We start from the raw sequence: 14,518 nt of genomic DNA on the forward strand, positions 1-14,518 counted from the left end.
AACTCATGAATACAATTAAAAAACATATAAATATCTTATTATTAGGTTGCTGTTCATTGAATTTTATTTCCTGCACAGACCTAACCGAAGAAATCTTCTCTGACATTACTGAAGATAGTTATAAATATGAAGCTGGAGACGCAACTAAAGTGGTTGGTGCCGCTTATACCAATCTTCAAGATTGGGGATATTGCGGTTCCGGACAAGCTCCAATGCTGAGTCAAGAAATATGTACCGATGCCGCAGTGTTCCCCGCTAATGGTTCCGGTTGGGATGATGGAGGTGTATTTCGTAGAATGCATCAACATTCATGGAACTCCGAACAATTACAAGTGAATCGTTTATGGGAAGTTTGCTATTCCGGAATTATCTTGGCAAACCGGGCTATCAGCATTATCAACCAAGATGATTTTCCTTTTGCCGCAAATGAAAACAAGGCTGCCATGATCGCTGAATCTCGAGCATTACGTGCTTTCTATTACTGGTACATCATGGATAATTTCGGAGATGCTCCTTTAGTAACGGAACCCACCTCAGAATTACCTGTAAAAACATCCCGGAAGGATCTTTATGATTTTATAGTCAAAGAACTAAAAGAGTCTTTCAGCGATCTCCCAACAGAGAAAAATGAATCTAATTATGGAAGATTCACATTATGGGGAGCTAAAGCCCTCCTCGCTAACGTATATTTGAACGCAGAAGTATATACAGGTGATCCCCAATGGAATGCTTGTATTCAAGAGTGTGATGATATTATTAATTCCGGAAAATATAGTTTAGACATTAATTATAGCGATCCATTTAAGGCACACAATGAAAACTCATTAGAAAATATATTAGTCATTCCTTATGATGAAATATTTGCCACTGGATTTAACTATCATTTAGCCGCCTTACACGGAGCAAACCAAAAAACGTATGATCTAGTTGGAAGCCCTTGGGGAGCTGGGGCCTATAAAGGAATACCTCAATTCATCGACACCTATGATCCAGATGACGAACGTTTAAATGCGACTTGGCTAGGAGGTCCCCAATACGCATCTGACCGGACACCTCTCACAGGCTCTTATGACTTAATGGGACAACCGCTTATCTTCGTCAACAAAATGCCCAACGGAATTTTCACTGGTGAGGCAGAAGGATATCGCTGGTTAAAATATGAGGTTGAGATGGGAGCCAGAAGTGAACTAAATAATGATTTGGTCTTATTCAGACTTACGCAAGTCCATATGATGAAAGCAGAATGCCTTTTACGTACTGGGAAAGCAGATCAAGCAGCGTCTATTGTAAGTATGGTCAGAAAAAGAGCTTTTAAAGAACATCCTGAAAAAGCAATTGTCTCAGGAGCGCAATTACAAGAAAAATCCTGTTATAAATACGGTACGGTAGAAAACTATGTATTAACTTCGCAAAATCAAGTTTATCCGGAAAAATTCGGACGTTTCTATGATGAACTAGGTTGGGAATTCGCTGGAGAATCTTATCGCCGGAGAGATATGATACGTTTCGGTCATTTCACAAAAGCTAAATGGTTATCTCATGAGCCGAATGGAGATTATAAAACGGTATTTCCCTTACCTCAAAAAGTAGTAGATACCAATCCGAATCTGGAACAAAATCCGAATTATCAATAATAACATAGAGGGTATGTCTCTATATTGACATACCCTCCTTTAATCTCAATTTCTAAAGCTATATGAAGCAATACCTTTTACTCGCTGCGTCTGCCTTTCTTTTGCAAGGGTGCCAGACCTCTAAAGAAGATATAAAGGAACAGCCTTTGAAAATGATCGAGCAGATCGATTTCTCTCATGTGAAAATCAATGATAACTTTTGGTCACCCAGACTCAGTAAACATGTCTCGGCGACCTTGCCTGTCTGTATCGATCAAATAGAGAATCAAACCGGGCGTATCCGTAATTTCGAGAATGCAGCGAAAGGGGAAGGAGAGCATTCCGGCATTTTCTTTGATGATTCCGATGTATATAAAGCGTTAGAAGGTATGGCTTATAGCCTGATCAACAATCCGGATCCCGAGCTGGAGAAGAAGGCGGACGAATGGATTGATAAATTCGCTGCCGCCCAACAACCAGATGGCTACATCAATACCTTCTATACACTCACCGGATTGGATAAACGGTGGACCAATATGGACAAACATGAGATGTACTGTGCCGGACATATGATTGAGGCTGGAGTGGCGTATTATCAAGCTACTGGAAAGCGCAAGTTATTAGACGTATGTATCCGCATGACAGATCATATGATGAGCCAATTCGGTCCGGGAAAAAGACATTGGGTACCGGGACATGAGGAAATAGAACTGGCGCTTGTCAAGCTTTATCAAACCACCCAAGAGCAGAAATATCTGGATTTCGCTTATTGGCTGCTGGAGGAACGTGGACACGGTCACGGCACTATGGGTGATGAAGGTAAATGGGACCCGGTTTACTATCAAGATATCGTTCCCGTCCGGCGACTTACCGATATCTCCGGGCATGCGGTACGATGTATGTATTTGTATTGCGGTATGGCTGATGTGGCTGCCTTGAAGAATGATACGGGATATATAGCCGCCATAGATCGTCTATGGGATGATGTGGTACACCGCAATATGTATATCACCGGGGGAATCGGTTCATCCCGGGATAACGAAGGGTTTACGGAGGATTACGATTTACCGAACCTAGATGCTTATTGCGAGACTTGCGCTTCTGTCGGAATGGTGCTTTGGAACCAACGTATGAACCAACTTACCGGAGACTCTAAATACATCGACGTACTGGAACGTTCTTTATATAACGGTGCGCTTGCCGGTATCTCCTTGGGTGGAGACCGTTTCTTCTATGTCAATCCGCTGGAATCTAAGGGTGATCACCATAGACAAGAATGGTATGGTTGCGCTTGTTGCCCAAGTCAGCTTTCACGCTTCTTGCCTTCTATCGGAAATTATATCTACGCCTCCTCCGATGATGCGTTATGGGTAAATCTATATATCGGAAATACGGGGCAAATACGGATAGGAGAGACTGATATCCTATTAACACAAGAAACGGACTATCCGTGGGATGGATCGGTAAAACTAACAATTTCTACGTCTCAGCCTTTGGAGAAAGAGATACGCCTCCGCATTCCGAATTGGTGCAAAACCTATGATTTAAGTATCAATGGTAAGAGAATAAACGTGTCTGAGGAAAAAGGCTATGCGGTAATCAAGGATTGGAAATCGCAAGATGTAATCGCTCTAGATATGGATATGCCCGTGGAAATTGTTGCGGCAGATCCGCATGTCAAGGAAAATTTCGGCAAACGGGCGATTCAACGAGGGCCACTTGTATACTGCATGGAAGAAATAGACAACCCGGAATATTTCGATCAAATCCAGTTGAGCCCAAGTACAACATTCCAGACAGCCTTCGTTTCCGATATATTGAATGGGATAAAAACAATTAAAACAAACGGTAGGGCACAATCTGCTACCTTCATTCCCTATTATGCGTGGGATAACCGTAAAGCAGGAAAAATGAGGGTATGGATCCCCTATAACGAATAACTAAAAAAGCATCAAAATGAAGTATTTATTAACGATAACATTATCAAGCCTAATCTCAATTACCTCCTTTTCTGCCACTTTGCCGGGAAATGAAGGTTCTATCAACATTAATTACCCGAACAATCGTTATCCATTAGCCTCTAAGCCTTATATAGAGTTGCCTATTGGGGATGTTAAACCTGCGGGTTGGCTAAAAATCCAAATGGAACGAATGTGTACGGGAATGACCGGCCATCTGGATTCTATCTATACGAAAGTAATGGGACCGCGTAACGGTTGGTTAGGCGGAGATGGAGACGTATGGGAACGAGGCCCATACTGGATAGATGGCTTACTACCTTTGGCTTACATCATGAATGATGAGGCCCTGATCCAAAAAGTAAAGCCTTGGGTTGAATGGACATTGGCCTCTCAAAAGCCTAACGGATATTTCGGGCCAGATACAGACAGAGACTATGAACCCGGCTTACAACGGGATAACGCACAAGATTGGTGGCCCAAAATGGTTATGCTCAAAGTTCTGCAACAATATTATTCCGCTACCAATGATCAAAGAGTTATCTCGTTCCTCACTAATTATTTCAAATACCAGCTTTCTGAACTACCTAAAAGTCCTCTGGGAAAATGGACTTTCTGGGCTGAACAACGAGGAGGGGATAATCTGATGGTCGTATATTGGCTTTATAATATCACGGGTGATCCTTTCCTTCTGGAGTTAGGAGAGTTAATCCATAAGCAAACCTTCAATTGGACCGACGTGTTCTTGAACCAAGATCATTTAGCCCGGCAAAACAGCCTGCATTGTGTAAATCTCGCCCAAGGATTCAAGGAACCTGTCATTTATTACCAACAGAGCCATAATCCTCAAAATCTGGAAGCGGTTAAGGAAGCTGTACGGAAAATGCGCCATACGATTGGTTTTCCTACAGGATTATGGGCGGGAGATGAACTTTTACGTTTCGGTAACCCGACACAAGGATCAGAACTCTGTACCGCTGTCGAGATGATGTTCTCTCTCGAGAAAATGTTAGAGATAACCGGAGATGTCCAGTGGGCTGATCATTTAGAGAAAGTCGCATACAATGTACTGCCAACGCAGATCAAGGATGACTTTTCCGCACGACAATATTATCAGCAAGTCAATCAAATAGCGATCACTTGCGAAGGACGTAACTTTGTCTCACCACACGAGGACACAGACATTGTTTTCGGAGAATTGAGCGGTTATCTTTGTTGTACCTCCAATCTACATCAAGGCTGGCCTAAATTCACACGACATCTATGGTTTGCCACCGCCGATAATGGCATCGCTTCACTTATCTACGCACCATCGGAAGTGACTGCCCAAGTGGGAAACGACATCACGGTTAAAATCGCAGAGAAGACCGATTATCCCTTTGAAGAAAAGATCGATTTCAATTTATCGTTCCCTAGCAAGAAAGACAAGAAAGCCTTTTTCCCTTTTCACTTGCGTATTCCTGCTTGGTGTAATAATCCCGTGATTACGATAAATGGCGAGGCTGTCTCTATCGCAGCTCACTCTGGCGAAATCGTACGAATCAACCGGGAATGGAAAGATGGCGATCATATCCAGCTAGAGCTACCCATGCGTATATCCACAAGCAATTGGTATGACGATGCGGTTGTCATCGAACGAGGCCCATTATTGTATTCCCTAAAGATGGATGAGAAATGGGAACGCAAGGTTGATCAACGCCCGGAGTCTTCACATAAAGGAGAATGGTATTATGAGGTCACCTCTACTTCAGCATGGAATTATTCCCTGATTCGCAAATATCTGAAAGAAGAAGAACTAGAGAAAAATTTCGTCGTTAGAAAGGCAGAGAACATAGCCCCTTACCCATGGAACCTAGAGAATGCCCCTATCACGATCAAAACAAAGGGACGGATCTTACCTTCATGGAAAATGTTCAAAGGTTCCGCCGGCCCCGTAAATTTCTTCATGCAAGCCAACGAACCGATGGGTGATGAAGAGACGATCGAGTTAATTCCTTATGGCTGTACCACTTTACGTATAACCGAGTTCCCGGTACGATAAAATAATGTGCCAATGCTTATTCTACACAAAGAGTATTCGCATTGGCACATTATTTCAATTCTTCTTCATCGTATAATCCTTCACCCCCAAGGAATCATACGCCTGCAAAAGCGCCTCGTCATTATCGGAGATCATTAACAACTTGTCGTTCTCCTTTAATTCCGTATTTCCTTTCGGGATGAAATAGCGGCCTTCCCGTTTCACCATTACCGCCAAGGTATGATCGGGTAAAGTCAGCTGCATCAATTTATTTCCATGGGATAATACCGCCGGGGTAATATCGATCTCGCTCATAGCGCTCTTGATCTCCTCGGGAAGCTCGATGCCAAACTCATCCTTTCGTTCCGGCTCATCCACCATATCCAGCCATTTTGCGGCTTGAGTAACCGTGGTTCCTTGAATCAGCAAAGAAAGAATCGTGATAAAGAATACGATATTAAAGAACATACCGGCATGCTCGATCCCGGCGATCATCGGGTAAGTAGCGAAAATAATAGGAACCGCCCCGCGTAATCCCACCCATGAGATATACAGTTTACCTTTGAAGGAGAAATTCTTATAAGGTATCAAGCAAAGGAACACGCTAATCGGACGGGCGATCAAGATCATAAAGACTCCCACCATAACACCTACACCCGTCACCGGTAATAACTCATGCGGGTTCACTAGCAAGCCTAACGTAAGGAACATCACGATCTGCCACAACCAAGCGAAACCGTCAAAGAACGTCCCCATACTTTTCTTGTGAACAATCTTAGCGTTACCAACCACCAAACCAGCGATATAAACCGCTAAATAGCCATTACCCTTACATAAGGTCGTAGCGGCGAAGGTGAAGAAAGCCGTAGCCAATAAAAGGATCGGATACAAAGACTCGTTATCTATATCGATCTTATTGATAATCAACACAGCCAGTCTCCCCAATAAGAAACCGGCGATAGCTCCCACCGATAATTGAATGACCAAGGATAGCCCGGCCTCCCAAATATTCATACCTCCGCTTTGTATGTAAGCGATCAGAAGCAAGGTAAGCATATAAGCCATCGGGTCATTACTACCACTCTCCAGTTCCAAGGTAGGACGCAGACGCTCTTTCAAATAAACCCCTTTACTGCGCAAGATGGAGAAAACCGAGGCTGAGTCCGTAGAGGACATGACCGCCGCCAGCAATAAAGATTCCGGGAAAGTCAACGTAACATATTTGCCAAATAAACCAAATAACCAATAGATAAACCCGCCCGTGATAAAAGTCGTGGCCAGCACCCCGAGCGTAGCCAATACCACACCTTGAGAGGCGATAGGTTTGACCTCCGCAACTTTCGTATCCATACCACCCGAGAACAAGATGATACTCAACGCCAACATACCGATAAACTGGGCTACATTCGGATCGCTGAACTGGATGCCCAGACCATCGCTGCCAAACAACATTCCCACACCAAGGAACAACAACAAAGCGGGTAAGCCGAAACGATAACCGGCCTTACCAGCGAATATACTAAAAAACAGGATCACCGAGGCTATTAATAGCACTTGCTCAGGATTTTGAAACATACGCAAAACGGGTTTTATGATTAGTGATTTGATACTTTGTCACAAAGTTCGTAAACTTTTTGCAATTATAATCACACAAAAAGAAGAAATCCGGTCCCAAATTTACAGGAAGACCAGATTTATTCTTTCTATAGAAAAACAAATCTTTCTTACAAATTGTTCGAGAATTTTTCTATCTCGCATAGAATCATTACTTTTGGCAAACATACATATCCGCTTTATGAACAAAAAACATCTATTTGCGCTGTTGTTCACATTACTCGTATGGACGAGCTGTAACAACCAACAACATTTTATTACCGACGCCGCTTACCGAGCTGAGGTTGAGAACGATTTCCAAGCGAAACAGGCCGCTCTGCCTAACGGAAACCTTTTCGCAGTATTTAACGATCAAATGACTCCCGAAGAGAGGGAGGCGTTAACCTTCATGTACGCCTATATGCCGATTGGAGACATCACGGACTATAGTGGCGATTTCTATTTGAAAAACATCCGTTCCTCTTTCCAAGCACGGAATGAGATGCCTTGGGGCGATAGCATTCCAGAGGATATCTTCCGCCATTTCGTATTGCCGGTACGAATCAACAATGAGAATCTGGATGAAAGCCGCATGGTTTTCTTTGATGAGTTGAAAGACCGGGTGAAGGGTCTCTCGTTGTACGATGCCGTACTGGAAGTAAATCACTGGTGTCATGAGAAGGTTATCTATACCCCTTCCGATGGGCGCACAAGTTCCCCTTTGGCATCCGTAAAGACCGCTTACGGTCGTTGCGGCGAGGAGTCTACCTTCACGGTAGCCGCTTTACGTTCCGTGGGTATCCCCGCACGTCAGGTATATACGCCTCGCTGGGCGCATACGGATGATAACCACGCATGGGTAGAAGCTTGGGTGAATGGTAAATGGTATTTCCTCGGCGCTTGCGAGCCCGAACCGGTATTGAATCTGGGTTGGTTCAACGGCCCTGCTTACCGGGGTATGTTGATGCATACGAAAGTATTCGGTAAATACAATGGCCCGGAGGATGTCATGGAACGTACCGATGGGTATACCGAGATCAACGTGATCGATAATTACGCGCCTTCGGCTAAAGCTGTTATCACGGTTACGGATGCCAATGGCAAGCCGGTGAAGGACGCTTTGGTAGAATTCAAGATTTATAATTATGCCGAGTTTAACAGTGTAGCCCGCAAGAAGACGGATGCGGATGGCAAATGCTCATTATCCGCCGGAAAAGGGGATATGTTGGTATGGGCCAGTAAGGACGGCAAGTTCGGCTACAGCAAGGTCTCTTTCGGCAAAGACGGAGAGGTTACGATCGCCTTGAACAAAAAACCGGGAGATGTGGAGACGATCGCCCTAGATATCATACCACCGGTGGACGGCTCTATCCCAGCGGAAGTTACACCGGAGCAAAAGGAAGCGAACGCCAAACGCTTATTGGAGGAAGACGCTATCCGTAATAAATATGTAGCCACTTTCTATACGGAAGAGAAAGCGGAGGCTTTAGCGAAAGAATTGGGTATCGACCCGATGAAGACGGAGGATTTCATAATCGGTAGCCGTGGTAACTGGATGGAGATCGAGAAGTTCTTACGGGAGACTCCCGCCGAGAAGCGTGCGCAAGCGATGGCATTATTGGATGTCGTGTCCGCTAAGGATCTACGTGATACACCCGCATCTGTCTTCGCGGATCATTTGAATAATACGCCGGCCGTTCAAAGCGAATGGTTCAATGAATATATCATGAATCCTCGTGTGGCCAATGAGTTCCTGACTCCTTATAAGAGTTTCTTCGCCGCGAATATTGAGCCTTCCCTTGCGAAACAAGCCGTAGAGAATCCACAGGCATTGGTGGATTGGGTGAAGAATAACGTCTCCATTAACGACGCGCTAAACGCACAACGTATTCCGATCATGCCGATGGGTGTATGGAAATCTCGTATCGCTGATAAGGGCTCCCGTAATATCTTCTTCGTGGCCGTGGCTCGTAGCTTAGGTATTCCGGCACGTATCGAGCCGGTAGCCCGCAAGATCCAGTACTTCAAGGACAACGCTTGGGTAGACGTCGATTTCGAGGCTGCCGTACAGACGACCGCTAAACAAGGCAAGGTAATCGCTTCTTACCAACCGATCAAGGCGCTGCAAGACCCGAAATATTACAGTCACTTCACGATCGCCAAGGTTTTGCCGAACGGTACTTTACAGACCTTGAATTTCGAGAGAGGCGGTAATGTGGATATGGGCTTGGGAGATACTTGGAGCGGATTACTGAAGAAACCGTTATCCATGGATGAAGGTAATTATATGTTAGTGACCGGTACTCGTATGGCAAACGGTAGCGTATTGGCCGAGATCGAGTTTTTCAATGTGGAGGCAGACAAGACCACCCCGATCCAATTGGAGATGCGCGAAAGCAAGGACGAGATACAGGTGATCGGTAATTTCAACTCCGAGAATAAATTCAAACGTGCGGACAACGGCGAGGAAACTAGCTTGCTAGCTACTACCGGACGTGGCTACTATATCGTAGCGCTTCTAGGCTCCCGCCAAGAACCGACAAACCATGCGATGCGTGATATCGCCGCCGTGAAGAAGGAACTAGAAGATTGGGGACGAGGCATCGTGCTTCTCTTCCCTGACGAGAAGGGCTATAAGAACTTCGATCCGAAAGAGTTCGGCGATTTACCGGGCACGATCACATACGGTCTGGATATCGACGGGGCGATCCAAAAGGAGATGGCTACAGCGATGAAATTGCAAAACGCCAATACCTTGCCGATCTTCTTGATCGCCGATACGTTCAACCGTGTCGTATTTGTCTCTCAAGGCTATACGATTGGCTTGGGCGAGCAGTTAATGAAAGTTATACATAAGCTATAACAGATCGTTTCACAAGTGTGATCTGATCTTTTCACCCATGTGAAACGATCGGATCACGGCTGTGAAACGTTCTTTTCACCTATGTGAAAAGATCTATACGACAGGAGACACTCATTTCTTCTACCACAAACCGATCAGACTTCCTCCCTAGATTCGTTTTAATTCCCTTATTTTTCCCGTTCTTCCCAATCAAGGATTCATCTCTCAAAAAAATAACATCTTTGATTAAACCTTTTTACGAAAGGGCAGTCTAAACTTGCGTTTAGTTATATATTTTGGAGTAACGAGTGTAAATTATCAGTAAATACCATACGAGAACATGATGACAAAGAGAGCGAAATGGGGAGTTACGGCGGCTATCTTATTAATGATAGCGGGAATGATCGCTTACCCTCAATTGAAAAACAAGTTCAAGGCATCCCAAGATGCCGCTTCCGTCGTACCCACACCGGGCACGAGCCTGCGAAACCAGACACTTAACATCAACGCCGAGGTATTAAAATACCAATCATTAACCGATAAGATCATGAGTACCGGGAGTACCCTTCCGGACGAAGAGGTGGATTTGGCTTTCGAGTCCTCCGGTAAGGTGGTAGCCATCTATTTCACGGAAGGTACCCACGTAAAGGCGGGCGATCTGTTGGCCAAAATCAATGACAAGCCGCTGCAAGCCCAGCTAAAGAAGCTGGAGGCTCAAGTTCCTTTAGCCAAGGATCGTGTCTATCGCCAACGTACCTTGCTGGAGAAAGACGCCGTCAGCCAAGAGGCCTACGAGCAAGTAGCCACCGAATACGAGAAGCTAATGGCGGATATCGAGCTAGTCAAAGCGAATATCGCCCAGACAGAGCTTCGGGCTCCTTTCGATGGAATCATCGGACTTCGCTCCGTGAGTGAGGGCGCGTACGTTACCTCCTCCTCTTCCGTAATCGCCAAGTTGACCAAGATATCCCCTTTGAAAATCGAGTTCTCCATCCCCGAGAGCTACGCGGCCGAGGTACAAGACGGAACCCCGATCCTGTTCCGCATGGAGAAAGACGGTATGATGCAGAACTATAAGGCGACCGTTTACGCCGTGGAAAGCAAGGTAGATATGGCAACCCGTACCTTGAAAGTACGTGCCACTTACCCGAATCCGGGCGAGAATATCTTACCCGGCCGTTATACCTCCGTCGAGATCAGCAAGCGGGAGATCAAGGACGCTTTAGCCATCCCCAGCGAGGCCGTTATCCCCGAGATGGGAAAAGACATCGTTTACTTATATAAGAACGGCGTGGCCGAGCCTCAAGAGATCACGATCGGTATTCGAACCGAGAGCCGTGTACAGGTATTGCAAGGGTTGAATGTGGGCGATACGCTGATCACGTCCGGCGTGATGCAGTTACGTACCGGCATGAAAGTTTCTATTGATAACTTGACTGAATAAGGAGAAGAACGATGGCAAATATTTCAGAAACCAGTATAAACCGGCCCGTACTCTCGACAGTGATGATGCTGGTCATCCTCCTGTTCGGCTTTATCGGTTACCGGTTCCTTGGCGTCCGGGAGTTCCCGAGCGTAGACCAGCCGATTATCTCGGTCAATGTATCTTATCCCGGAGCGAACGCAGACGTGATCATGAACCAGATCACCGAGCCGTTGGAGCAGAATATCAACGGTATCCCGGGTATCCGTTCATTGAGTAGCGTGAGTAGCCAAGGCAGCAGCCGCATCACGGTAGAGTTTGAGTTGTCCGTGGATATGGAGACGGCGGCGAACGATGTACGTGATAAGGTATCTCGTGCCCAACGCTACCTTCCCCGCGACTGCGACCCGCCTACGGTATCGAAAGCGGATGCCGATGCCTCCCCGATCATGCAGATCGCCATCCGAAGCAACAAACGCTCGTTGATGGAGTTGAGCGAGATCGCCGAGCTAACGGTGAAAGAGCGCTTGCAGACCATCGAGAACGTGAGTGGCGTGGATATCTGGGGACAAAAACGGTATTCCATGCGTCTATGGCTGGACCCAATCAAGATGGCGGGTTACGGAGTGACCCCGATGGACGTGAAAAACGCCGTCGATAACGAGAACGTGGAGCTTCCTTCCGGTAGTATCGAGGGAAATACGATCTCCTTATCCATACGTACCTTAGGATTGATGCATACCGCCAAGGAATTCAACGATTTAATTATCAAGGAAGACAACAACAACATCGTGCGCTTCAGCGATATCGGACGTGCGGAGGTAGCTCCCGAGGACTTGCGGAGCTTACTGAAGAAGAACGGCGAGCCAATGGTTATGACCGTTATCATCCCCCAACCGGGAGCCAACCATATCGAGATCGCCGACGAAGCCTACAAGCGTATCGAGCAATTACAAAAAGACCTGCCGGAAGATGTCACGATCGAGATGATGTATGACAACACTCGCTTTATCCGGGCCTCTATCAGTGAAGTACAACAGACGATTTACGAGGCTTTCCTCTTGGTCGTATTGATTATCTTCTTGTTCCTCCGTGACTGGCGGGTCACGCTGGTTCCTGTCGTCGTTATCCCCGTATCGTTGGTAGGAGCTTTCTTCGTGATGTATATCTCCGGATTCTCCGTCAACGTATTGACGATGTTGGCGGTCGTGCTCTCGGTCGGTCTGGTGGTAGACGACGCAATCGTGGTGGCGGAGAATATATATGTACGTATCGAGCAAGGCATGTCACCGAAAGAGGCGGGTATCGAAGGATCGAAAGAGATCTTCTTCGCCGTGGTATCTACCACGATCACCCTGATCTCCGTATTCTTGCCGATCGTGTTTATGGAAGGTATGACGGGGCGCTTATTCAAGGAGTTCAGTATCGTGATCGCCGGTTCGGTCGCTATCTCCTCGTTCGTGGCCCTTACATTTACACCGATGTTGGCTACCAAGCTATTGAAGAGGAGAGAGAAGAAAAACTGGTTCTATCGGAAGACCGAGCCGTTCTTCGAGGGATTGAACACGATCTACGCCAAGTCGTTGAACGCATTCCTGAACCATAAGATATGGTCGATCCCTATCGTTATCCTTCTTTTCGGATCGATCGGGTACTTCTGGAAGAACATTCGTTCCGAGTTATCGCCTTTGGAGGACCGTTCCATGATCTCCGTGAATATGCGCGGGCCGGAAGGGGCTACCTTCGAGTTTATCCGCGACTACGCGGACCGTATCGAGCAAATAGCCGACTCCATCGCTCCCGAGAAGCAATCCATCATGACCCGCTCGTGGGAAGGAGGAGGTTCGCTAAACCTCATATTAAGCGATATCAAGGAACGGGAACGCTCGCAAATGGAGATCGCCGAGACCTTGTCGAAAGAGGTTCGCAAAGAGACCTTGGCCCGCGCCTTCGTACAACAGCAATCCACCTTCGGCGGACGCCGGGGCGGTATGCCTATCCAATACGTATTGCAGGCCCCGACCTTGGATAAACTGCAAGAGTTCCTGCCCACGTTTATGCAAAAGGTGAACGAGAGCCCGGTCTTCCAGATGGCGGACGTGAACTTGCGCTTCACCAAGCCGGAGGCACGTATCGAGATCGACCGGGATAAGGCTTCCTTATTGGGCGTCAGCACCCGCAACATCGCCCAGACCTTGCAATATGCGTTGAGCGGACAGCGTATGGGCTACTTCTATATGAATGGTAAGCAATACCAGATATTGGGCGAGATCAACCGCCAGCAACGAAATACCCCTGTCGATTTAAAATCGATCTATGTACGTAGTAACAATGGAGAAATGATCCAGCTGGATAACTTGGTTAAGGTTACGGAAAACGTGGCGCCGCCCCAATTGTATCGCTATAACCGTTTCGTATCAGCGACGGTTTCCAGTGGATTGAATAAAGGATACACGATCGGCGATGGTCTGGACGAGATGGACCGTATCGCCTCGGAGGTGCTGGATGGTAGCTTCCGCACCGCTCTTTCCGGCGAGTCGAAAGAGTTCCGTGAGAGTTCTTCCAGTTTGATGTTCGCCATGATCTTGGCCTTGCTGATGATTTATTTGGTGTTGGCCGCCCAGTTCGAGAGTTTCAAGGACCCGTTGGTAGTGATGTTCACCGTGCCTTTGGCTATCGCCGGTGCGCTGATGTTCATGAGTTATTCGGGTATCACGATGAATATATTCAGCCAGATCGGTATCATTATGTTGATTGGTTTGGTGGCGAAGAACGGTATCTTGATCGTAGAGTTCGCCAATCAGCGGCAAGAGTCGGGACTTAGTTTGCCGGAAGCGATCCGCTCGTCCGCGACCCAGCGTCTGCGCCCGATCTTGATGACCAGCGTATCGACCATCCTCGGTCTGGTACCGTTGGTATACGCTACTGGCGAGGGTGCCCAAGGGCGTATCGCCATGGGTGTAGCGGTAGTAGGCGGAATGTTGGTATCGACCTTCTTGACCCTGTTTATCGTACCGGCCATGTATTCATTTATATCCACCAACCGAAAAAAACAAAACACCTAGTTGT

Annotated in this window: 7 protein-coding genes; 6 read left to right on the top strand and 1 reads right to left on the bottom strand. The window is 46.6% G+C overall.

Annotation, left to right across the window (positions count from 1 at the left end; all coding sequences use genetic code 11):
- The first annotated feature begins 5 nt into the window (after positions 1–5).
- The 3 genes from D7V92_RS01080 to D7V92_RS01090 all read left to right on the top strand — a co-directional run bounded on the left by D7V92_RS01080 (position 6) and on the right by D7V92_RS01090 (position 5,612).
- Complete coding sequence (locus D7V92_RS01080) at positions 6–1,634, top strand: RagB/SusD family nutrient uptake outer membrane protein (protein WP_005863235.1); 1,629 nt, start codon at positions 6–8, stop codon at positions 1,632–1,634.
- A 62-nt stretch (positions 1,635–1,696) separates the two neighbouring features.
- A complete protein-coding gene (locus tag D7V92_RS01085) occupies positions 1,697–3,553 on the top strand; it encodes a glycoside hydrolase family 127 protein (RefSeq protein ID WP_121772090.1) in 1,857 nt (618 codons plus the stop codon).
- A gap of 16 nt (positions 3,554–3,569) precedes the next feature.
- On the top strand, positions 3,570–5,612 hold the full coding sequence (locus D7V92_RS01090) for a beta-L-arabinofuranosidase domain-containing protein (RefSeq protein ID WP_121772091.1): 2,043 nt from the start codon (positions 3,570–3,572) through the stop codon (positions 5,610–5,612).
- 54 nt (positions 5,613–5,666) lie between these two features.
- On the opposite strand, the gene D7V92_RS01095 is transcribed toward D7V92_RS01090, so the two are convergent.
- Positions 5,667–7,166, bottom strand: a complete 1,500-nt coding sequence (locus D7V92_RS01095) for a potassium/proton antiporter (protein ID WP_009275279.1) — start codon at positions 7,164–7,166, stop codon at positions 5,667–5,669.
- Between the two features lie 220 nt (positions 7,167–7,386).
- Between D7V92_RS01095 and D7V92_RS01100 the strand changes: the two genes are divergently transcribed.
- The 3 genes from D7V92_RS01100 to D7V92_RS01110 all read left to right on the top strand — a co-directional run bounded on the left by D7V92_RS01100 (position 7,387) and on the right by D7V92_RS01110 (position 14,514).
- The gene (locus D7V92_RS01100) at positions 7,387–10,047 is read left to right on the top strand and encodes a transglutaminase domain-containing protein (RefSeq protein WP_233572770.1); all 2,661 of its coding nucleotides are present in this window, start codon (positions 7,387–7,389) and stop codon (positions 10,045–10,047) included.
- 322 nt (positions 10,048–10,369) lie between these two features.
- Positions 10,370–11,470 (top strand): efflux RND transporter periplasmic adaptor subunit, encoded by a 1,101-nt coding sequence (locus tag D7V92_RS01105; protein ID WP_199718890.1) that lies wholly within the window; start codon positions 10,370–10,372, stop codon positions 11,468–11,470.
- 11 nt (positions 11,471–11,481) lie between these two features.
- On the top strand, positions 11,482–14,514 hold the full coding sequence (locus D7V92_RS01110; RefSeq protein ID WP_057326127.1) for an efflux RND transporter permease subunit: 3,033 nt from the start codon (positions 11,482–11,484) through the stop codon (positions 14,512–14,514).
- Positions 14,515–14,518 lie beyond the last annotated feature (4 nt).

It is taken from the genome of Parabacteroides sp. CH2-D42-20, from assembly GCF_003670185.1.
GTDB lineage: Bacteria > Bacteroidota > Bacteroidia > Bacteroidales > Tannerellaceae > Parabacteroides > Parabacteroides distasonis.